At 74.6% G+C, this 21,936-nt stretch carries 16 protein-coding genes; 10 read left to right on the forward strand and 6 right to left on the reverse strand.

Going from position 1 to position 21,936, the window contains the following annotated elements:
* Nucleotides 1-91: 91 nt before the first annotated feature.
* Nucleotides 92-2,764 (reverse strand): GNAT family N-acetyltransferase, encoded by a 2,673-nt coding sequence (locus tag BMY04_RS14230; protein ID WP_232506404.1) that lies wholly within the window; start codon nt 2,762-2,764, stop codon nt 92-94.
* A 90-nt stretch (nt 2,765-2,854) separates the two neighbouring features.
* Complete coding sequence (locus tag BMY04_RS14235; RefSeq protein WP_091182021.1) at nt 2,855-3,340, reverse strand: GNAT family N-acetyltransferase; 486 nt, start codon at nt 3,338-3,340, stop codon at nt 2,855-2,857.
* 59 nt (nt 3,341-3,399) lie between these two features.
* On the opposite strand from BMY04_RS14235, the gene BMY04_RS14240 reads away from it, so the two are divergent.
* A complete protein-coding gene (locus BMY04_RS14240; protein WP_091182028.1) occupies nt 3,400-4,245 on the forward strand; it encodes a CHAD domain-containing protein in 846 nt (281 codons plus the stop codon).
* Here the strand turns inward: BMY04_RS14240 and BMY04_RS14245 are convergent.
* Both BMY04_RS14245 and BMY04_RS14250 read right to left on the reverse strand, forming a co-directional pair.
* Entirely contained in the window at nt 4,220-6,670 is a 2,451-nt protein-coding gene (locus BMY04_RS14245; protein WP_198410173.1) for a beta-mannosidase, read from the reverse strand. The genes BMY04_RS14240 and BMY04_RS14245 overlap by 26 nt on opposite strands.
* Before the next feature lie 134 nt (nt 6,671-6,804).
* Entirely contained in the window at nt 6,805-7,746 is a 942-nt protein-coding gene (locus BMY04_RS14250; protein WP_091182034.1) for an SDR family oxidoreductase, read from the reverse strand.
* 139 nt (nt 7,747-7,885) lie between these two features.
* Here BMY04_RS14250 and BMY04_RS14255 point away from each other — a divergent pair, with 139 nt between their 5' ends.
* Together BMY04_RS14255 and BMY04_RS14260 are read left to right on the forward strand one after the other, a co-directional pair.
* On the forward strand, nt 7,886-8,743 hold the full coding sequence (locus tag BMY04_RS14255) for a helix-turn-helix transcriptional regulator (protein WP_232506405.1): 858 nt from the start codon (nt 7,886-7,888) through the stop codon (nt 8,741-8,743).
* An 81-nt stretch (nt 8,744-8,824) separates the two neighbouring features.
* Complete coding sequence (locus tag BMY04_RS14260; RefSeq protein ID WP_091182038.1) at nt 8,825-9,283, forward strand: iron chaperone; 459 nt, start codon at nt 8,825-8,827, stop codon at nt 9,281-9,283.
* Between the two features lie 71 nt (nt 9,284-9,354).
* Here BMY04_RS14260 and BMY04_RS14265 read toward each other — a convergent pair whose 3' ends face one another.
* Together BMY04_RS14265 and BMY04_RS14270 are read right to left on the reverse strand one after the other, a co-directional pair.
* Complete coding sequence (locus BMY04_RS14265; RefSeq protein WP_091182041.1) at nt 9,355-9,975, reverse strand: sigma-70 family RNA polymerase sigma factor; 621 nt, start codon at nt 9,973-9,975, stop codon at nt 9,355-9,357.
* Between the two features lie 374 nt (nt 9,976-10,349).
* Entirely contained in the window at nt 10,350-10,793 is a 444-nt protein-coding gene (locus tag BMY04_RS14270) for a GNAT family N-acetyltransferase (RefSeq protein WP_198410174.1), read from the reverse strand.
* 151 nt (nt 10,794-10,944) lie between these two features.
* On the opposite strand from BMY04_RS14270, the gene BMY04_RS14275 reads away from it, so the two are divergent.
* The 7 genes from BMY04_RS14275 to BMY04_RS14305 all read left to right on the forward strand — a co-directional run bounded on the left by BMY04_RS14275 (nt 10,945) and on the right by BMY04_RS14305 (nt 21,916).
* Nucleotides 10,945-13,422 carry a DNA gyrase/topoisomerase IV subunit A gene (locus tag BMY04_RS14275; protein ID WP_091182045.1) on the forward strand — a complete coding sequence of 826 codons (2,478 nt, stop codon included), beginning with the start codon at nt 10,945-10,947 and terminating at the stop codon, nt 13,420-13,422.
* A gap of 88 nt (nt 13,423-13,510) precedes the next feature.
* Nucleotides 13,511-14,416: an excalibur calcium-binding domain-containing protein gene (locus BMY04_RS14280; protein ID WP_170854149.1), complete on the forward strand. Its 906-nt coding sequence runs from the start codon at nt 13,511-13,513 to the stop codon at nt 14,414-14,416.
* Between the two features lie 94 nt (nt 14,417-14,510).
* Entirely contained in the window at nt 14,511-16,196 is a 1,686-nt protein-coding gene (locus tag BMY04_RS14285) for a phospholipase D family protein (protein ID WP_170854150.1), read from the forward strand.
* A 290-nt stretch (nt 16,197-16,486) separates the two neighbouring features.
* Nucleotides 16,487-16,987, forward strand: coding sequence for a beta-class carbonic anhydrase (locus BMY04_RS14290; protein WP_232506406.1), 501 nt, complete (start codon nt 16,487-16,489; stop codon nt 16,985-16,987).
* Nucleotides 16,988-17,026: 39 nt separating this feature from the next.
* The gene (locus BMY04_RS14295) at nt 17,027-17,632 is read left to right on the forward strand and encodes a flavin reductase family protein (protein ID WP_091182047.1); all 606 of its coding nucleotides are present in this window, start codon (nt 17,027-17,029) and stop codon (nt 17,630-17,632) included.
* Nucleotides 17,633-17,691: 59 nt separating this feature from the next.
* Nucleotides 17,692-18,639 (forward strand): lipid kinase, encoded by a 948-nt coding sequence (locus BMY04_RS14300; RefSeq protein WP_091182050.1) that lies wholly within the window; start codon nt 17,692-17,694, stop codon nt 18,637-18,639.
* A gap of 94 nt (nt 18,640-18,733) precedes the next feature.
* Nucleotides 18,734-21,916 (forward strand): hypothetical protein, encoded by a 3,183-nt coding sequence (locus BMY04_RS14305; RefSeq protein ID WP_091182053.1) that lies wholly within the window; start codon nt 18,734-18,736, stop codon nt 21,914-21,916.
* The last annotated feature ends 20 nt before the right edge of the window (nt 21,917-21,936 follow it).

Below are 21,936 nucleotides of genomic sequence, written 5' to 3' on the forward strand. Positions count from 1 at the left end.
CTCCTCGTCGTGGTTCGACCTCCAGGAGAACGGCTCGGCTTGTGCGTCTGCTGTGGGCGGGACGACGCCCGTCCTGTGAACCCGCCGGTGCCTACAGCGTCCGGGCCAGCGGGTCGCGGCGGTCGTCGGTCGGCGCGATGTGCACGCGGGCGCCGAGGACGGAGATCGAGCCGGCCGAGGCGATGACCGGGCTCAGGGTGACCGACGCGAGCTGGGGGTGCTCGTCCGCCAGCTGTGCCACGCGGTGCAGCAGGTCCTCCAGCCGCTCGACGTCGACGCCCGGGCTGCCGTTGCGCCCGAACAGCACCGGCGCGGTCCGCAGGTCGCGGACCATGGCGCCCGCGTCGACGTCGGTGAGCGGCGGCACGCGGTAGACGGTGTCGCCCAGCAGCTCCGAGGCCACGCCCTCGAGCCCGAGGGAGATGATCGGGCCGAAGGCCGCGTCCTCCCGGCTCGTCACGACGAGCGCGACGCCCGGCTGCGCCATCGACTGCACCACCGGCGCGGCGCGGGTCAGCGCGTCGTCGGCGTCGAGGCCCAGGGCGACGAGCAGCTCGTAGAGGTGGTCCCAGGCCTGGGCCATCTCCTCGGGGTCGTCGATGCTGCGGTGCACGCTGGCCAGGTCGGGCCGCCCCCGCACCTCCCGCGCGGTGGCCTTGAGCACCACGTCCCAGCCGAGCGAGTCCGCCACCCGGCACGCCTCCTCGAGGCCGCCGACCGGGTAGCGCGGCAGCACCGGGATCCCGTACGCGGCCAGCAGCTCGGTCGCCTCCGGGAACGTCAGCTCGCGGCCCTGCGGGGCGCTGCGCAGCACCGAGTTGATCAGGCGCCGTGCCCGGTCCCCGTCGAGCTCGAGCATCGGCACCGCGCCCGGGTCGCGCTCGCGCCAGCGGGCGTGGGCGGTGACCGCGGCGAGCGCCCGGACGGCGTCGGTGCCGGAGTCGAAGCGGGGCAGGCTGCCGGGGGTGTCGGGGCCCATCGAGGTGAGCGGGTCGTGGAAGTCGAGGAACACCCCGACGACCGGCTTGTGCGCGTGCCGGGCGACGCCCTCGAGCGCGCTGATCACGTGGTCGACGCCCTCGGAGTAGACGTTGACGGCGGCGCAGACGACCGAGTCGCACGCGGGGTCGGCCAGCGCCTCCTCGACCGCGGAGCTGAAGGCCGCCGGCGGCGCGACGGACGACAGCACCCGGGCCGGCGTCTCGCTCAGCAGCCCGACGGAGTCGATCGTGGAGAGCAGCTGACCGGCGAGCGTCGCGGAGTTGGTGACGAGCTGCACCCGCTCACCGGCCGGCAGCGGCTGGCGGGCCGTGATCTTGGCGATGTCGAACATGGCCGTCCGGCGGTGCGTGACCATGACCCCGGCCTGCCGGAACAGCGCGTCGACGGCCTCGTCGGGGGCGTGGCCGAGCCCGCCGCGCACGCCGAGGTGCTCCGAGCGGTTCGTCCGACCCGGCGCGAACACGACCACCGGCTTGCGCCGCGCCAGGCGGCGGGTGATGCGGGAGAACTTGCGCGGGTTGCCGATGGTGTCGAGCGAGAGCAGGCAGACGCGGGTGGCGTCGTCGTCCTCCCAGTACTGCATGACGTCGTTCGCGGTGACGTCGGCGTAGTCGCCGGTGCTGAGGAACGAGCTGAGCCCGACGTCCTGGCGGGTCGCCGCGTTGAGCAGGCTCACGCCGGTGGCCGCGGACTGGCAGAAGATGCCGACGCCGCCGGTGCGCGGCATCGGCGCGGGGGTGGCGTTCATCTCCGCACCGAGGCGGGTGTTGATCACCCCGAGCGCGTCCGGCCCGAGCGCGCGGACGCCGTACGCACGGGCGAGCTGGACGAGGACGTGGTTCTCCTGCGCGCTGAACTCGGTGCCCGTCAGGACCACGAGCCCGTGCGCACCCTTGTGGGCGGTGTCGATGACGACCGAGCCGAGCTCGGTGGTGTCGATCGACGCGACGACGAGGTCGAAGCGTCCCTGCACCTCGCTGAGCGACGGCGCGTTCGTGACCCCGGGCACGGTGGTGCCGTCGGAGGCCACGGCCAGCACCTCGCCGCGGAAGCCGCCGCGCAGCATCGAGTCGACCAGGCCGCACACGTGCGCCCCGCGGCCGAGGACGACGACGCGCTGCGGGGTGAGCAGCCGGCGTACGGAGGCGGCCTCGGCCCGGTGCTCGCGCCGCTCCATGACCCCGACCGAGGTGTCGGTCGGCATGATCGGGAACTCGACGACGAGGACGCCGTCCTCGACGCCCTTGCGCACCCGGTAGCCGGCGTCGGCGAAGACCTGGGCCATCCGCCGGTTCTCGGGCAGCACCTCGGCGACGAAGCCGGTGATGCCGCGTTCCCGGGCCGCCTCGGCGAGGTGCTCGAGCAGCAGCTGGGCGACGCCGCGGCCCTGGTGGGCGTCCTCGACGAGGAAGGCGATCTCGGCCTTGCCGCCCTCGACGCCGGTCTCGAGCCGGTCCCAGCGACCGACGCCGATCATCTCGTCGCCGAGGGTGAGGATCAGCGCGACGCGGTCGACGTAGTCGACCTGGGTGAAGCGGCGGACGTCGCGCTGGCTCAGCCGCGGGTAGGGCGCGAAGAAGCGCAGGTACTTCGACTCGGGCGAGACGCGGTCGTAGAAGGCGACGAGCAGACCGGCGTCGGAGGGCCGGATCGGGCGCAGCCGGGCGGTCCCGCCGTCGGCCAGCAGGACGTCGGCCTCCCACTCCCTGGGGTAGCCCGGGGGGTCCTCGACCACCTCGAGCGGAGCGGTTCCTGCGGACACCCCTTCAGGCTAACCAGCCGAGGTGACACCGGCGTGACGCACCACTCCGACGCCCTGTGGTGCGCGTCGCACCACGCTCACGCACCCCACTCAGGACCGCCGCCGGTCGACGGCGGCCAGCGGGTCCAGGGCCAGCCGGGCGACGGTCTGGTCGCCGCTGAGCTCCCCCGTCGCGACGAACCCGAGCCGGGCGTAGAACGGCTCCGGCGACCCCGGGCCGCGGTGGTACGTTACGTGGCACGCCGCGGCCCCGCGCCCGCGGAGCTCGTCGCACACGGCCCGCACCGCGAACGTCCCGTAACCGCGGCCCTGGTGGTGCCGGTCGACGTTCAGCCGCCAGACCCCGCTGCGGACGTCGGCCGGGTCGTCGTCCCACGTCGAGTCGACGAACGCCATGACGAACGCGACCACCACCCCGTCGTCGACGACCAGCCGTGGCCAAGCGACGCCGGGGTTCACGTACGCCTCGGCCAGCGACCGGACGACGGGCCGGACGAGGTGCTCCTGCTCGGGCGCCACGCGCACGGCGAGCGCGTCGTCGAGGTTGGCCGCCGTGACGGCTTCGAGCGTGATCACCGCAGGACCCTAGGCGGACCGCTCGGGCAGGGCCGGCCGCACCTAGGCTGGGCAGCCACATGAAGACGCTCCGCGACCTGGTCGCCGCCTACCTCACCGAGCAGCTGACCGTCCTGGTCGACGCCCCCGCCCTGATCCGTGCCGGGGAGGACGTCACCCACCCGACCCGCGTGGCGGTGCGCCGCATCCGCAGCACGCTGCGGGTCTTCCCCGAGCTGTTCGAGGTGCCGAAGGCGGGCCGTCTGGACGACGAGCTGCAGTGGTGGGCCGGGCTGCTGGGCGCGGTGCGCGACCTCGACGTGCAGACCGGGCGGCTGTCGGCCGCCCTCGACACCGTGCCCGACGAGCTGGCCCTCGGACCGGTGCGGCGCCAGCTCGCCGAGCTGCTCGGCGTCCGGCGGGCCGACGCGCTCCGCACGGTGCACGAGACGCTCGACTCCCGGCGCTACCGCACCCTCGACACGCTCCTGCACGCCTGGCGGGTCGAGCCGCCGTTCACCGCGCTCGCCGACCAACCGGCCAAGAAGGCCGCCTCGTACGTCAAGCGCGCCGACCGCAAGACGCACCGCCGGCTGGTGGCGGCGTCGAAGGCGTACCGCCGTGGCGACGAGGGGGCCGACGACCTGCTGCACCGGGCGCGCAAGGCCGGCAAGCGGCACCGCTACGCCGTCGAGCTGGCCGCGCCGGTGCTCGGCAAGAAGGCGGACGCGATCGTGGCCGAGCGCAAGCGGTTCCAGGAGCTGCTCGGCGAGCACCAGGACAGCGTCGTGGCCGAGGGCCTGCTGCGCGAGCTCGGCGTGCAGGCCGGCGCCCGCGGCGAGAACGGCTTCACCTGGGGTCTCCTGCACGCGCGCGAGCAGGAGACCGCCCGGGTGGTCGTCACGAAGCTGCGCCGCTACCTCTGACCGCGTCGAGGAGCTGGTTCGCGCTGCGCACGACCAGCGGCGAGAGCAGCTCCTCGGGCTGCAGCCCGGCGGTGGTCGCGACGCGGACCGTGACCGACTCCCCGGGCAGCAGCGTGACGAGCTGGTCGTCGACCCGGGCGTCGGGGGCGGCCCGGTCGGCGAGGATCGCGAGGTCCTTGACCAGCGCGCGGGCGGTCAGGCGGACCGCGTAGCCGTCGTCGACGCGCGTCACGTCGGCCTCGACGTCGTGCGCGGGCAGCGCGCCGTCGCGGTCCTCGCTGAACCACCACCAGCCGCGCCGGCCGTCGGCCTCGGCCAGCAGCACCTCGCTCGCCGGGTCGGTGGGATAGGTCGTGGCCCCGTCGAGCACGAGCGTCGCGGCCGCCCGGGGCGCCACCGCGAAGGGGATCTCCTGCTCCCCCACGACCGTCCCGTCGTAGCGCAGCCGCCGGACCCGCAGGACGTCCGACCAGGGCTCGGGGCCGTCGTTGACGACCACGGCCGCGATCTCGCCGGTCCGCGGCTGCAGCGTCACCAGCCGGTCGGCGAACGCGCGCCGCAGCGCGTACCAGACCGGCTTGCGGTGCCCGTCGCCGTCGACCACGGCCCAGGAGGTGACCGGCCAGCAGTCGTTCAGCTGCCACCAGACCGCCCCCGAGCAGACCGGCGTCCAGGAGCGCAGGTGCTCGATGCCGAAGGTCAACGCGCGTGCCTGGTTGAGCGACGTCGCCCAGTGCCAGTCGTCGATCCCCTGCGGCTCGGGCAGGTGCGGCGCGAGGCCGCGGGACAGCTTGAGGTCGCCGTCGGCCGCCTTCTGGTGGGCCGCCATGCCCGGTGACGTCGGGGTCAGCGGGTCGTCGTGGACCGCCCGGGTCAGCGTCGACCACGTCGGCGGGCCCTGCCAGCCGAACTCGGCCACGAAGCGCGGCACCGAGTCGCGGTACGCGGTCCAGTCGAGCTGGTTCCAGACCTCCCACAGGTGGGTCGGCCCGTGGTGCGGGTCGTTGGGGTGCAGGTCGGGGCTCATCGCGTACGGGGTGCCCGGGCAGTAGGGCCGGCTCGGGTCGAGCTCGGCGACGACCCCGGGCAGCAGGTCGGTGTAGTAGCCGAGCCCCCAGGTCGCGTCGCCCAGGACCTCCTTCCAGCCCCAGTCCTCGTGGCCCCAGATGTTCTCGTTGTTGCCGTTCCACAGCACCAGGCTCGGGTGCGCGGACAGCCGCGTCACCGCCTCGCGGGCCTCGGCCTCGACCTCCGAGCGCAGCGGCTCCTCTTCGGCGTACGCGGCGCAGGCGAAGAGGAAGTCCTGCCACACCATGAGCCCGAGCGAGTCGCAGGCGGCGTAGAAGTCCTCGCTCTCGTAGAGCCCGCCGCCCCAGACCCGCACGAGGTTGGCGCCGGCCGCGACGGCCTCGCCGAGGCGGGTGCCGTAGCGCTCGGCGCTGATCCGGTGGGGGAAGCAGTCGTCGGGGATCCAGTTGAGGCCGCGGGCGAAGACCGGGGTGCCGTTGACGACGATCCGGAACGGCGTGCCCTCGGCGTCGGCGGTGGTGTCGAGCGCGACGGTGCGGAAGCCGACCTGCCCGTCCCAGGTGTCGAGCTCGCCCTCCTCGACGCTCAGGACGACGGAGACCGGGTAGAGGGGCTGGTCGCCGTGGCCGACCGGCCACCACACGGCGACGTCGTCGACCTCGAGCTCGACGGTCGCCGACGTGGCGCCCGCCTCGAGCACGACCTCGGCGCGGCGGCCGCCCACCTCGGCGGTCACGGTGAGCGCGCTCTGGTCGGCGGGAGCCCGCACGACGTCCACGTGGGCGTGCAGGAGGCCGGTCGGGGCACCGTCGCCGTCGGTGCGGACGTCGACGAGCGGCCGCACCGCGGCCAGGCGGGCCGTGCTCCAGGCGCGCAGGCCCAGGGGCTTCCAGATCCCCGACGTGGCGGTCGTGGGACCCCAGTCCCAGCCGTAGCTGCAGGCCATCTTGCGGATCGCGTTGAACGGGTGCTCGTACGCGCACGGCCGCGGACCGAGCGCCTCGCTGACCCGCTGCGCGGCCGGGATCGGGGCGTCGAACGCCACCGCGAGCCGGTGCTCCCCGACGGCGAGCGCGCCGGTGAGGTCGATCCGGTGGGTGCGGTGCATGTTCGCGGTGCGCGCGACGACGCGGCCGTCGAGCTCGACGGTGGCGACCGTGTCGAGCCCCTCGGCCACCAGCTCGAGGACGTCGTCGCCGGCGGCGGCGTCGGCCTCGGACCAGGTGAACGTGGTCTCGTAGCGCCAGTCCGTCTCACCGATCCAGGCGATCACCGCCTCGTTCTCGTCGAGGTACGGGTCGGGCACGAGCCCGGCGTCGAGCAGGTCGGTGTGGACCACGCCCGGCACCGTCGCCGGCACCCGGGCCGCGAGCGTCGGCTCCAGCTCCGCGGGCACCGGCCCGCTCGTCGGTCGGACGGTCCAGCCTTGGTCCAGCGGTCGGTTCAGCAGTCGGCGCACGAGACGTCAGTCTGCCTGCTGAACCGGTTTCGGCATGCAGGCGGGAGGACCGGCACGCCTCGTGATCGCGCCTACGCCGCCGCGAACGTCACCCCGGCGAGCCGCTCCGAGACGTCCCAGACCTCGCGGGCGGCCTTCTCGTCGCGCAGCGGCGGGTAGAGGCGCTGCTCGGCGGGCGCGCCGCCGAGGTGGCCGAACCCGCTCGGGCCGTACAGGGCGCCGGCCTTCGCCCCGGGTCCGGTGGCCGCGAGCAGCGCCGGCAGCCCGGCGCTCTCGGGCGTCCCGACGAGCCACCCGCGCCGGCCGAGGGCGACGATGAGCCGGCGACCCGGGGCGTCGGAGGCGCGTCCCACCTCCGGGCGGGCGGCGAGCAGGTTCGTGGGCGCGACGCCGGGGTGGGCCAGGTTGCTCGTGATCCCCCACCCGGCGGCGCGGCTGCGGCGGTCCAGCTCGAGCCCGAACAGGCCGAGCGCGATCTTCGACGAGCGGTAGGCGGCCATGCCGTCGTACGAGCGCTCCCACGACAGGTCCTCCAGGTGCACCCGTCCACGGGCGGCGGCGACGCTGACCTGCGAGGTCACCCGCGCCCGCCCCGCGACCAGCAGCGGCAGCAGCTGCGCGACGAGGGCCACGTGGCCGAGGTGGTTGGAGCCGAGCTGCAGCTCGAAGCCGTCGGCCGTCGTCTGCCGCTCGGGCGGCGTCATCACCCCCGCGTTGTTGACCAGCAGGTGCACGGGCCGCCCCTCGGCGCGCAGCGTGGCCCCGAGCGCGGCGACGCTGGCGAGGGAGGACAGGTCGAGGTCGCGCAGCGAGACGTCGGCGCCGGGGGCGACCTGGCGGATCCGGGCGAGGGCGGCCTCGCCCTTGGTCCGGTTGCGCACGGGCAGGACGACCTCCGCCCCGGCGGACGCGAGCCGGGCGGCGACGTGCAGCCCCATCCCGTCGCTGGCGCCGGTGACGACGGCACGGCGCCCCGTCAGGTCGGGGACGATGAGGTCGGGGGTACGGGACATGGTGCGCTCCTCGGGTGGTCGGTGCACCCACCGTCGCCCCACGGCGCGGTGCGCACCAGGACCGCCCGATCCAGGGAGCGGCGGTCCCTGGATGCCGCCGGGACCGCTCGGGAGGATGGGACGAGAAGGAAGGAGCCACGTGGCCGTGACCATCGACCGCGCCGGGCTGGCGGAGTTCCTCCGCCGTCGCCGCAGCGCGCTGCAGCCCGACGACGTGGGCCTGCCCCGGGGCCAGCGGCGCCGGACCACCGGGCTGCGCCGCGAGGAGGTCGCGGGGCTCTGCCACATGTCCACCGACTACTACTCCCGCCTCGAGCAGGAGCGCGGCCCGCAGCCCTCCGAGCAGATGGTGGCGGCGATCGCGCAGGGGCTGCACCTGTCGCTGGCCGAGCGCGACCACCTCTTCCGGCTCGCCGGGCACCGCGCGCCGGTGCCGGGCACGGGGAGCGAGCACGTCAGCCCGGGGCTGCTGCGCATCCTCGACCGGCTCACGGACACGCCCGCCGAGGTCGTCACCGAGCTCGGCGAGACGCTGCGCCAGACGCCGCTCGGCGTGGCGCTCGTCGGGGACCTGACCGCGTACCGGGGCCCGGAGCGAAGCCTCGGCTACCGCTGGTTCAGCGACCCCGCGAGCCGGGCGCGCTACGCACCCGAGGAGCACGCGTTCCTCAGCCGGTTGTTCGCCTCGGGCCTGCGCGAGCTCACCGCGCTGCGCGGCCCGGGATCGCGGGCCGCCCAGCTCGCCGACGACCTGCTGGCCCGCAGCGAGGAGTTCCGCCGGGTGTGGGACGCCCACGAGGTGGGCCTCGCGCCGCGCGACACCAAGCGGTTCCTGCACCCCGAGGTGGGCCTGCTGGAGCTGAGCTGCCAGTCGCTGCTCGACCCGGAGCAGTCGCACCGGCTGCTCGTCTACACCGCGGCGCCGGGCAGCGAGAGCCACGAGCGGCTCCGGCTGCTGTCGGTCATCGGGGAGACGGTCCTGGGCCCCACCGGGTGAGGACGAGGACGTCGGTCACATCCCCGGCTCGCGCGACGTCAACCCAGCAGTAACGTCCGACCCGACCGAGGAGGAGTCCCCATGACCAGCGAGCAGACCGACGCCACGACCAGCGCCGAGACCGGCTTCAGCGAGGCCGAGCGCGCCGCGATGAGGGCCCGCGCCGACGAGCTGCGCGCCTCCGGGCGCGGCGGGGCCAAGAAGGCCGAGGAGGCGCAGGCCTGCCTCGGCGCGATCGCCGCGATGCCCGACGGCGACCGGGCCCTCGCCGAGCGGGTGCACACCCTCGTCAGCGAGGCGGCTCCCGGGCTGCGGCCCAAGACCTGGTACGGCATGCCCGCCTACGTGAACGAGGACGCCAAGGTCGTCTGCTTCTTCAAGCCGGGCTCGAAGTTCGGCACGCGCTACTCGACCCTCGGGTTCAACGACGTCGCCCGGCTCGACGACGGCGACCTGTGGCCGACCGAGTACGCCGTGCACGCCATGTCCGACGCCGTCGCGGCCCGGGTGCAGGAGCTGGTGCGCCGCGCGGTCGGCTGAACCGGCACCCGCCGCACCGACCGTGCCCACGCCCGCCGAGCGGTGCGTGGGCACGGTCCTTCCGCGGGCGGTCAGGCGGCGGCGTGCGCCGCGCTGCGGTCGGCGAACCGCTCGCGGTGGTCCTCGGAGGCCGCGACCAGCTCGCGCAGCCGGGCCAGGCCGCGGTGCTGCGCGACACGGACGGCGTTGGCGGTCATCCCCATGAGCTCGCCGACCTCGTCCGCGCTGCGGCCCTCGGCCTTGAGACGGATGGCCTGGGCCATCTTCGGTGGCAGCTGCTCGAGCAGGGCCAGGGCGGCGGCGACGTCGTCGCGCGCCACGGCCTGCTGCTCCGGGTCGAGCGCGGGCTCGGGCCGCTCGGGCAGCTCCTCGACGGTGTGGAACGGCGTACGGGCGTAGCGGCGCTGGGCGTCGGCGACCTTGTTGGAGGCGATCGCGTAGACGAGGGCCGCGAACGGGGCACCCTGGTCCTGGTAGCGCGGCAGCGCGTCGACGACGGCGAGGCAGACCTCCTGGGTCACGTCCTCGGCCACCTCGGCGCCACCGCTGTAGGTGGCGAGGCGCGACCGGCAGTACCGGTGCACCGTCACCCGGACGGCCTTGATCAGCACGTGCTCGGCGATGGTCTCGCCGGCCTGGGCCCGGGCGACCAGGTCGCGGTCGGCGAGGGCCTGCTTGAGGTCGGTGGTCATCAGAACTCCATCTACTTTCCCCGAGTGGATGGTTGGTGGCACACGCTTTCGTGGCACCCTGTTCCGGCCCCCGCCAGCAGTGGTTTCACGAGCTCCGCGAACGACCCTGTGGGACCGGTTCCGCGGCTGTGAGGGTTTCCTTAACCCCTCACAGGAAATAATTATGGACACCGTTGTCACGGGTCTGCAAGCGGCCGTAGTGTGACTCGCCTCACATGAACCGTCGTAACGGACGGCGGATCGACAGGTGCTTGGCCACGCGATCCTGAGGACGCCTGCCGGTGCTCCGGCCCCGGACAGGCAGCCGCTCGAGCTTCCCGCCCGACATGCTCGGAGGCCGCACGCTCCTCGCGGTGCACCCCGGGGCGGGAGCCTCAGAGCACGAGCGACATGCCGATCGTCCGCGGGGCCTGGTCAGCGAAACCATGGCGGGCGTACAGGCGCTGCCCGGGCCCGTCGGCCATGAGCGTCACGTACGCGCCGGGCGGCACGTCCCGGCGCAGCAGGTCGAGCAGGTGGGTGAGGATCCGGTCCCCCAGCCCGCGCCGCTGGTGGTCGGGCAGGACCGCCATGTCGACGACGTGGAAGTACCAGCCTCCGTCCCCGATCAGCCGCCCCATGCCCACGGTCTGCCCGCTCGGCTCGTGGACGACGTGCACGGCGGCCCACCCGCCCGGCAGGGCCGCCTCCGCCTGCTCGCGCGTCTTGGGGGTCAGGCCGCTGTCGCGCCGCAGGCGGAGGTAGTCCTCGACGCCCGGCACGTCGGGCACGAGCCGGTAGTGGTCCGGCAGGCCGGCGAGCGCTCCCTCTTCTGGCACCCTGCGGAGCCTAGGGGTCGCCGACGCCGGACCACCGGCACGGGCGTCGCCCGGCCACCCCGGGGCGCGCCGGTCGGCCGCGGCACCTCCGGACGGGCAGAATCGCCGGAGCACGGAACGCCCGTCGTACGCAGGGAGACCCAGACACCGCATGGCCCGCCGCAGCAGCCCGCCCAGCCCGCCGGGCGACGACTTCACCGAGCGCATCCTCGACGTCGACGTGTCCTCGGAGATGCAGTCGAGCTTCCTGGAGTACGCGTACTCGGTCATCTACTCCCGTGCGCTGCCCGACGCCCGCGACGGGCTCAAGCCGGTCCAGCGCCGCATCCTCTACTCGATGGAGGAGATGGGCATCCGTCCCGACCGCAGCCACGTCAAGTGCGCCCGCGTCGTCGGGCAGGTGATGGGCCAGTACCACCCCCACGGCGACGGCGCGATCTACGACGCCCTGGTCCGCACCGCGCAGCCGTGGTCGATGCGGCTCAAGCTGGTCGACGGGCACGGCAACTTCGGCTCCCTCGACGACGGCCCCGCCGCCATGCGCTACACCGAGTGCCGCATGGCGCCCGCCGCCACGGCGATGACGGCCGACCTCGACGCCGACACCGTCGACTTCCGCCCGAACTACGACGGCAAGGACGTGGAGCCGGTCGTGCTCCCGGCCGCGTTCCCGAACCTGCTGGTCAACGGCGCGTCCGGCATCGCCGTCGGCATGGCCACCAACTGCGCCCCGCACAACCTCGTCGAGGTGGTGCAGGCGCTGCGGCACCTGATCAAGAACCCGAAGGCCGGCCTCGAGGACCTGATGCGCTTCGTCCCGGGTCCTGATCTTCCCAGCGGCGGCAAGATCATCGGCCTGGACGGGGTGCGCGACGCGTACGCGACCGGGCGCGGGTCGTTCCGCATCCGGGCCACCGCGCGCGTGGAGCAGGTGCACCCGCGCCGCAAGGGCATCGTGATCACCGAGCTGCCCTACCTCGTCGGCCCCGAGCGCGTGATCGAGCAGATCAAGGTCGGCGTGCAGGCCCGCAAGCTGCAGGGCATCCACGACGTCAAGGACCTGTCCGACAGCCGCAACGGGCTGCGGCTGGTCATCGAGGTCAAGAACGGCTTCAACGCCGACGCGCTGCTCGAGCAGCTCTACAAGGCGACCAAGCTCGAGGACAGCTTCGGCATCAACGCCGTCGCCCTCGTCGAGGGCCAGCCACGCACCCTCGGCCTGCGCGAGCTGCTCGACGTCTACCTCCAGCACCGCTACGAGGTGACGACGCGGCGCACCGAGTTCCGCCGGGGCAAGGCCCTCGACCGGCTGCACCTGGTCGAGGGCATGCTGCTCGCCATCGTCGACATCGACGACGTGATCGCGATCGTGCGCTCCAGCGACGACGCCGCGCAGGCGAAGACCCGCCTGATCGAGGCCTTCGACCTGTCCGACGTGCAGGCCACCTACATCCTCGACATGCCGTTGCGGCGCCTGACCCGGCTCAGCGTCATCGAGCTCGAGACCGAGCGCGACCAGCTGCGGGCCGAGATCGCTGCACTGAGCGAGATCCTCGACGACCCCGAGCGCCTGCGCCGCCTGGTCTCCGACGAGCTCGCCGAGGTCGCCAAGACCCACGGAACCCCGCGACGCACCATCCTGCTGGCCGCCGGCGGCACCACGAGCGCGGCCGCGGCCGGTCCGCTCGAGGTCGCCGACGACCCCTGCCGCGTGCTCATGTCGTCGGCCGGGCTGCTGGCGCGCACGCCGCACGCCGAGCCGCTGGCGACCGAGGGCCCGCGCAGCAACCACGACGTCGTCGTCGCGTCGGTGCTGACGACCGCCCGCGCGGACGTCGGGCTGCTCACGAACCGCGGCCGCTGCGTCCGCCTCAACGCGCTGGACCTGCCCACCGTCCCGGCGACGGCGAGCGCGCCCAACCTCCAGGGCGGCACGCACGTCAGCGAGCTGGTCACCCTCGAGCCCGGTGAGCGGGCCCTGGGCCTGACCGCGCTCACGACCGACGGGCCGGGCCTCGCGCTGGGCACCGCGGCCGGCGTGGTCAAGCGCGTCGCGCCCGAGGTCCTCAACCGCGACGCGTGGGAGGTCGTGCGGCTCGACGAGGCCGACGAGGTCGTCGGCGCGGTCGAGCTGACCGAGGACCAGGCCGCCGGCGCGGACCTCGTGTTCGTCACCAGCGACGCCCAGCTGCTGCACTTCCCCGCCAGCGCCGTACGTCCTCAGGGCCGTGGAGGTGGAGGCATGGCCGGCGTGCGCCTGGCGCCCAAGGCGTCGGCGGTCTTCTTCGGCGTGGCCGACCCTTCGACGGGCCCGGGGAACGGGGGCAGCGTCGTGGTCAGCGTGGCCGGGAGCTCGTCGGCCCTGCCGGGCACCGACGCCGGCATGGTGAAGGTGACCCCGTTCGCGGAGTACCCGGCCAAGGGCCGCGCGACCGGCGGCGTGCGCTGCCACCACTTCGTCAAGGGCGTCGACACGCTGCTGCTCGCGTGGGTGGGTCCGGCGCCCGCGGTCGCGTCGGCCGCCAGCGGGGCTCCGGTGGAGCTGCCGCCGGCCGACGGGAAGCGCGATGGTTCGGGGGTGGCCGCCGGTCAGCCGATCGCGGCCGTGGCGAGCCGCCGGGCGGGCTGAACCCGTGAGGACTCGGCGGCGCGGGGTCTGGAACCTGAAGATTCGGATACCGTTCCCGTCGTCCGTCCTCATGAACGCTGGAGCAGCTGTGCGCGCACGACGCCTCACCCTCTCGACCTTCATCGCCGCGATCACCCTCGGGCTGCTCACGCTGGCCACGCCCGCCGTGGCCGCCGGGCCCGCCCCGGCCGCCGGCCAGCCCGAGGCGTACATCCTCATCGACGAGGGCCTGGTGATCTTCGATCCCGCGCTCGCCGTCGTCTCCCTGCGGTACGCGTGCTACGGCGACCCCACGACGATGGACGTCACGGCCACGGTCGGGGGCGTGCAGGCGAGCGGAAGCGTCTCGATCCCCTGCCAGGGCGTCCTCGAGCTCGGGACGCAGGTCCAGCTCAGGGTCCCCGAGAAGGCTCCGCAGTTCCCGCCGGGGACCTACGACGTCGCGGTCCACGCGAGCATCCCGGGCCAGGCCACCCTCGACCGGGTCGTGAACGTGGAAGGCCCCGCCCCGTCGTCGGCGGTCTTCCTCGACTCCTTCGTCTCCCCCACCGAGGTGGCGAAGGGCCGCAAGATCACCATCACCGGCAACGTCCGCACCGGCGGCTTCGAGGCGCCGACCGCGCTGAAGCTGGCGCTCGAGTTCCGGCCGGACGGCGGTGCGTGGGGCAAGCTCAAGACCGTGCGCAGCGACGCGGACGGCCGGGTCGAGACGAAGGTCAGGGCGCGCACGTCCGGAAACTTCCGGCTCCGCTTCGCGGGCAGCGCGACGCTGGACCCGGCGACGTCGTACCCGAACTACGTCCTCGTGCGGCCGAAGCCGAAGAAGTACAAGAGCTGCACCGCGCTCAACAAGGTCTACAAGCACGGCGTCGGCCGGTCGGGGGCGACCGAGGTCGGGCTCGGGGTGAAGAGCTGGACGAGGATCACCCCGACGTACGACAAGAACTCCAAGCTCGACCTCGACAAGGACGGCGTCGCCTGCGAGAAGGTGTAGCCACCCGCTCACGCGCCACGGTCGTGCACCGGGACGACTGCTTGCGGGCACCCTCGCACCTCGTGCTCAGGGCGGTCGGGCAGGGTGGGCCGACGTGTCACCCCGTCCCGACCTCCCCGACTGGCTGATCGGCAAGGCCGAGCGCGCCAACCCGCGCACGGTCCTCGACGACCAGCACCCCGGCGACGAGGCGTGGTCGACCGGCAACATGGTCCGGCCGCTGATCCACGGCGGCGCCTACTTCCCCCACCTGCTCGCGCACGTCGAGGCGGCCCGCCCGGGCGACCTCGTCCTGTTCACGGACTGGCGCGGTGACGGCGACGAGCAGCTCCTCGACCAGGAGGGCAGCGACGTCCTGCGCGTCCTCGGCGAGGCCGACCGACGCGGGGTCGACGTCCGCGGCCTGATCTGGCGCAGCCACCTCGACGCGCTGTCCTTCTCCGCCCACGAGAACCGCACGCTCGGGATCCGCCTGCAGGAGCAGGGCGCCGAGGCGCTGCTCGACATGCGGGTCCGCACCGGCGGCTCGCACCACCAGAAGCTCGTGGTGATCCGCTACCGCGACCGACCGGCCGACGACGTCGCCTACGTCGGCGGCATCGACCTGTCGCACAGCCGCCGCGACGACGCCGGGCACGAGGGCGACCCGCAGGCCCAGCCGATGGCCGCGGCGTACGGGCCGACCCCGGCGTGGCACGACGTGCAGGTCGTCATCTCCGGCCCGGCCGTGCACGACGTGGAGACGGTGTTCCGGGAGCGCTGGACCGACCCCACGCCGCTGAGCCAGAACCCGCTGTTCTGGCTGCACGACAAGCTCACGCGCACCGACCTCTCCCTTGACCCGCTGCCGGACCAGGCGCCGCCGCCCGCCCCCGTCCCCGGCGGGACGCACACGGTCCAGCTGCTCCGCACCTACCCGAACCTGCGCCACGGGCGTGACTACCCCTTCGCCCGCGGCGGCGAGCGCAGCGTCGCGCGCGGCTACGGCAAGGCCCTGAAGCGGGCGCGGCGGCTCGTGTCGATCGAGGACCAGTACCTCTGGTCGCCCGATGTCGCCCGCGCGTTCGAGGAGGCACTGGGCTCGAGCCCGGACCTGCGCGTCGTCGCGGTCCTGCCGCCGGTGCCCGACCAGTCGTCGCCGCTGTCGCGGATCCCGCAGGACTACGCCCGCCAGGAGACGCTCGACCTCCTGCAGGACGCCGGGGGCGACCGCGTCGCGTTCTACAGCCTCGAGAACCACGCTGGCCGCCCTGTCTACGTCCACGCCAAGGTCTGCGTGATGGACGACGTCTGGGCCACCGTCGGCTCGGACAACTTCAACCGCCGCTCCTGGACCCACGACTCCGAGCTGTCTGCCGTGGTGGTCGACGAGGCCGCCCCGGACGGCTCGCCGGGGCTGTCCGCGTACGCACGCCGGCTGCGGCTGACCCTCGCGGCGGAGCACCTCGACCGCGAGGTCGGCGCCGCACGGTTCCGCGGGGACACCGGGCACCTGCTCGACCCGTCGGCCCCGGTCGACGTCGACGACGACGCCCTCGCGAGCGCGATGGCCGACTGCCTGGACCCGCACGCGATGTTCGACGCGTACGCCGCAGCCGCCGACCGGCTCGACGCCTGGTACGCCGGCGGCCAGGTCGGGCCGCGTCCGGCCGGGCGCCTCCGGCGGCTCGTGCCCCCGCAGCTCGGACCCCTCACGCGCCTGTGGGCGAAGCCCATGACCCGCCTGGTGCACGACCCCGACGGGCGTCCGGCGCGGTTGCGGCGGGCGCGGGAGTTCTGACCCCCTCGGTGGGGCTTCGGGTGGTTGCGTCTGGTGCCGGGCGGGTCCAGGACGAGGGCGCTTCGCCACCATCCGCACGGGCGCGTGGTTCCCGCTCCACGACGTCCGCGGTCGCGCCCGTGCTCCCGCCAGACCCGTCCACGCTCAGCGCCCTCGCCCCGGACCCACCCTTCGACGTCGCGGCCGCCCGCACCACGGAGCTTCTCAGGCTCCTCTCCCGCCTCGCGACGCCTGTCCGTCGCGGTGCTGGTGAAGGAGTCAGGCGGGGCCGACTCGTACGATCTGGCCTCGTGAGCGCACCTGATTTCCGCGACCTGCTCGCGGCGAACGCGGAGTACCAGAAGGACTTCGGCCTGACCGGCTTCGACGGCATCGCCCGCGCCGGGGTCGCCATGATCACCTGCATGGACTCGCGCATCGAGCCGCTGGAGATGATCGGCCTGCACACCGGTGACGCCAAGATCATCCGGACCCCGGGTGGGCGGGTCACGCCGGACGCGCTCATCGGGTGCGTCCTCGGCGTCCACCTGCTCGGGGTGGAGCGCATCCTCGTCGTCCCGCACACGCGCTGCGCCATGGCCAGCGGCGAGGACGCCGACGTGATCGCCCGGGTGAAGGAGGAGACGGGCGAGGACCTGTCCGGCCTGACGCTGGGTGCGTCGACCGACCAGCGCGCGCGGCTGCTCGAGGACGTCGACCTGCTCCGCACGCACCCGCACGTCGGCGAGCGGGCGACCGTCGGCGGGTTCCTCTACGACGTCGACAGCGGGGCGCTGGAGCAGCTGTTCTGAGCGCCGGGCCGGCTTGGCGCCGGGTGCTTGGCTGAGCCGGTGAGCGACCACTTCTACCGACCGTCCGAGGGCCACCGCCTGGCCCACGACCCCTTCAACGCGATCGTCGCGCCGCGGCCGATCGGGTGGATCGGGAGCCGGTCGGGCGACGGCGTGCGCAACCTCGCGCCGTACAGCTTCTTCACCGCGCTCGGCTACACGCCGCCGCTCGTCGGGTTCAGCAGCAACGGCTACAAGGACAGCGTCCGCAACGCCGAGCAGACCGGCGTCTTCACCTGGAACCTGGTCACGCGCGAGCTCGCCGAGCGGATGAACGCGACGTCGACCACCGAATCCGTCGACGAGTTCGAGCGGGCCGGCCTGACCGGTCTCGACGGCCACGACGTCGCGGCGCCGCGGGTGGCCGAGGCGCCCGTGAGCTTCGAGTGCCGCACCGCGCAGGTGGTCCGCCTGCTCGCCGCCGACGGCACGCCGACCGACAACTGGTGGTGCACCGGCGAGGTCGTCGGCGTGCACATCGACCCGGCCCTCGTCGACGACGAAGGGATCTACCGCACGGAACGGGCCGAGCCCGTCGTCCGCGGCGGCGGGCCGAGCGCCTACTACGAGCTGGGCGAGCGGTTCGACCTCACCCGGCCGCGCTGAGGGGACCCGGAGAGCCCGAGCACAGGGAGCGCAAAGGGTCGCGCCCTACTCTTCTGGGCATGACGCCGACGACCGAGCAGGCCGCCCTCGTCGTGAACTCGGGCTCGCGCCGGGGTGCCGCGGCGTTCGAGGACGCGCACCGCATGCTCCTCGAGCGCGGCGTCGACGTCGTCGAGGCGTTCGGGGTGTCCGACCCCGCGCGGCTGCGCGAGACGGTCGAGCAGGCCGTCGAGCGGGGCCGTCGGCTGATCGTGGTGGGTGGCGGCGACGGGACGTTCAGCAGCGTCGTCGACGTGCTCGCCGGGACCGACGTGACGCTCGGCGTGCTGCCGCTCGGCACGGCGAACGACCTCGCGCGCACCCTCGAGCTCCCGCTCGACCTCGCCGCCGCCTGCGACACCGTCGCGAACGGCAAGGTCGTCGACATCGACGTGGGACGGATCGGCGGCACGGCGTTCCTGAACGTCGCGTCGTCGGGCCTCTCGGTCGAGGTCGCGCAGGCCATGAGCCCGGTCCTCAAGCGCCGGCTGGGCCCGCTCGCGTACCCGATCGCCGCGGTACCGGCGTACCGGCGCCACACCCCGTTCACCGCCGAGCTGACGTTCCCGCTCGGCGACCACGAGCCCGTCCGGCTCGAGGGTCTCCTCCAGCTGGCGGTCGGCAACGGCCGCTTCTACGGCGGCGGGAACGCGGTCTCGCAGGTGGCGGGCATCGACGACCACCAGCTCGACGTGTACGCGATCCCGGCCGGACGGTTCCGGGAGCACGTGAACATCGCCCGCTTCTTCCGCTCCGGCACCTTCGTCGAGCACCCCGAGGTGCTGCACCTGCGCACCCGCGCGGTCGACCTGGCCACCGACCACCCGGTGCGGGTGAACGTCGACGGCGAGGTCGTGGCGACGACCCCGGTCTCCTTCACGGTCTCGCCGAACGCACTCGACGTGATCGTCCCGCAGCACTCGCGCGCCGCACGCCGAGACAGGCCGGGACCGGCCGGCCGCGACTGAGCGGTATCAGGGGCGCGTCCTCCGCGCTCCGCACCCTCACCCTGGCTGACTGTCAGGGCCGCGGCCTAGAGTCCGGCCGGAGAGGGGGGCGGCCGTGGAGGTTCCGGGGCAGGAGCGGTCGGCGTCGTCGCGCCTCGTCGCCACGCTGCCGTGGCTGCCGCTGGCGTGGGCGACCGTCGTGCTCGCCCTGCTCGTCGCGATGGACCAGGTCAGCCGACTGGCGGCGAACGTCCTCGACGCCCAGGGCAACGCCTGGTCGCTCGCGGAGCTGATGGGTCCCTCGGCCTGGGCGTCGCGCGCGGGCTGGTCCGCCGACTTCGGCGGCGACCCGCTGCGCCGCTCGTGCCTGGTCGTCTACGTCCTGCTCGACCTCGGCCTCGTCGGCGCGTACGTCGGGGCGGCCGTCTGGTACGCCCGGCGCCGGTTCCGGGGCCCGGGTCGTCGGCTCGTGCTCGGCCTCGCCGTCGGGGTCGCCGCGCTCGACCTGGCCGAGGACGCCCTCGCCCTCCTCGTCGCGCGGCGCACCGCGGTCGGGACCGGGCTGGCCGACACGCTGGCGCGGCTCAGCATGGTGCAGTCCGCGCTCGGCCTGGTCCTCGTCGTGACGCTGGCGTGGGGCTGGCTGACCCGGCGCCGCGGGCTCGTGCGCGAGCGAGCGGGGCGGGCGTACGAGGCCGTCCGCCAGCACCGGCTGTCGATCATCCCGGTGCTCGTGCTCGGGCTGCTGCTCGTCGCGCCTGGCGCCGACATCCTCGACCAGGTGCCCGACGTCGTGCGCCGCTGGGCCGACGGCCCGCGGAACTTCTTCCTCGAGGGCGGGCTCGGGGTGGTCGCCCTGCTCGTGCTCGCCGCCGCCCTGCTCCTGCTCGGCCGCGCCCGGACGTCGCTGGCCTGCCGCCGGCCCGCCCCCGAACTCGGCACGCCCGCCTCCGACGCGGCGCCGGTGCCCGAGCCGGGTCCCGGCCCGCGGGGACGGCCGGTGCTGTGGCTCGTGCCGCCCGCGGTGGTCCTCGTCGTGGCCCTCGTCCTCGCGCTGAGCGGCGCGGACGTGCTGTGGGACCGCCTCGTGCGCTTCTGCGCCGTGCCCGTCCTGGTCTGGCTGACGTCGCTGGGCCTGCGCCGCCTGGCCCGCCGCTGGCACGAGCGGCACGGCACGCCGCTGTGGCGTGAGCGGGCGGAGGCGACCTGGACGCCGGACGAGCTCCAGCGCCTCCTCGTCGTCGGCGACGCCGTCGCGCTGGCGCTCGTCGCGCTCGCGGCCGTGGGCGCTGTCCGGGCGATGACGCAGGTGGCGGTGCTGCAGGTCTTCGGCCTGCTGCCGGCGAGCCCGTACGCGGTCGTGATCCTCGTGGTCGGCGCGGTCGTGGTCGTCGGCTGGTGGCCGCTCGCCGCGCTGGCCCTCTGCCGCCTGGACGGGGCCGCCGACCGCGGCACCCGCGTCGGGGCCGTCGTGCGCTGGCTCACCCCGACGCCCGGCGTCACGGAACCCGCCATGCTCACCCGCCTGCCCGCGGTCGTGCTCGGCTCTTCGGTCGTGACCTTCGTCGGGCTCGGCGTGCTGCCCGGCGTGGCGAGCCGCGGCGGCGTGCTCTTCGTGCTCGTCCTCAGCGCGACGGCGCTGACCGGCCTCACCGCCGGAGCCTCCCTCGTCGCGGGCCGCTACCCGGCGGCTGAGGTGTTCCGCGCGGCCCGGCTGCGCTCGACGCCCGTGGTCACGCTGCTGCTCGTGGCGGTCGTCTTCGCCGGCGAGATCGACGCCGGCACGCCGATCCACGCGGTCCGCTCGGCCGGCGTCGCGGCGGGCGCGCCGGCGGGCGCGCAGCGGCCGGACCTGTCGACGACCGTCCGTGCGTGGGCGGACGCCCAGCTCGCCCGCGGCTGCGCCCGCCCCGTCGACGTCGGCGGGCGCACGGTCGGCGTCCTGCCGATGGTCCTGCTCGCGAGCGAGGGCGGTGGCATCCGCGCGGCCTACTGGACCGTGCAGGCGACCCGACCCCTGGCCGACGACGTCTGCGCGGCGCACGCGACCGTGCTGTCGAGCGGGGTCAGCGGCGGCGCCGTCGGGCTGGCCGTGGCCCGCTACGACGCCGACCCCCGGGCCGTGGTGGAGGCCATGTCCAACTCGCGCGCGCTGGCCACCGGGCTCGTCGGGCTCCTGGTCCGCGACTTCACGTACGCGACCACCGGCGTCCCGCTGCCGCTCCTGGACCGGGCCGACCCGACCCCGTTCGTCGACCGGGCCGGGCTGATCGAAGACGTCTGGAACGCCTCCGCGCCCGCGGGCGACGGCTGGCGCGACCGGGCGTTCGCGGCGACCGGCGCGGGGCCCGCGACGGTGCAGCCCGAGGTGGGCGCGGTGGTGCTGAACTCGATGTCGGTCGGCAACGCCTGCCGGGTCTGGGTGAGCGAGGTCGCGCTGCGCCCGGCGACCGAGGACGTGGGCGCCCGCGGTGACGGCAAGATCGACTGCGACGCCGCGGACGTGAGCGGGACACGGTCGGTCGACCTGCTCAGCGCGTACGGGGCGGGCGCGGCGACAGCCGGCGCCCGGCCCTCACCGACGTCGTCGAGCCCCGGCTGCCTGCCCGGCCTGCGGGTCCCGACCGCGGCGATGCTCGCCGCACGGTTCCCGTACGTCACGCCGTCGGGCCGCGTCGGGCCCTGCGCGCTCCCGGGCCGCACGGCGCCGCCCGACCAGCTCGTCGACGGCGGCTACCTCGAGAACACCGGCCTCGGCACGCTCGCCGACACCTCCGACACGTGGCTGCCCGCCGTCCAGCAGTGGAACGCCGAGCACGCGGGCACGCCGGACGGCACCGGCCGGGTGGTGGTCGCGCCCGTGGTCGTCTACCTCGACAACGACACCGGCAACGACCAGCACGCGCCCCAGCGCGACATCACCAGCGAGGCGCTGCTGCCGCCGCTGGCCAAGCTCCGGGCGGGCAGCGGCGCCGTCGCCGACGACGCGACCCTGCAGCGCGCCGTCGACGCCGTGGCCCCGCTGCGCGTCTGCGGCCCGACGGACCGGACCTGCCTGCAGGCGCTCGGCTCGCTCGACCACGCGGTGTTCCGGGTGTTCCCCGGCACCCGACCGCAGGTCGCCGCGCCGCTCGGCTGGATCCTGTCGGCGTCGAGCCGCCGGGCCATGGACGACGCGGTGGCGGAGCAGCTGGCGACGTCCTGCCCGTCCGGGCAGACGTACGTCCCGCGCCGCCCGACCTGCCGCGACGGAGCGGGCACGCTGCAGGACCTGCTCGGCCTCGTGTCGCGGCCCTGACGCGGGGCCCGGGCGCCTGC

Source organism: Microlunatus flavus (genome assembly GCF_900110855.1).
Taxonomy (GTDB): domain Bacteria; phylum Actinomycetota; class Actinomycetes; order Propionibacteriales; family Propionibacteriaceae; genus Microlunatus; species Microlunatus flavus.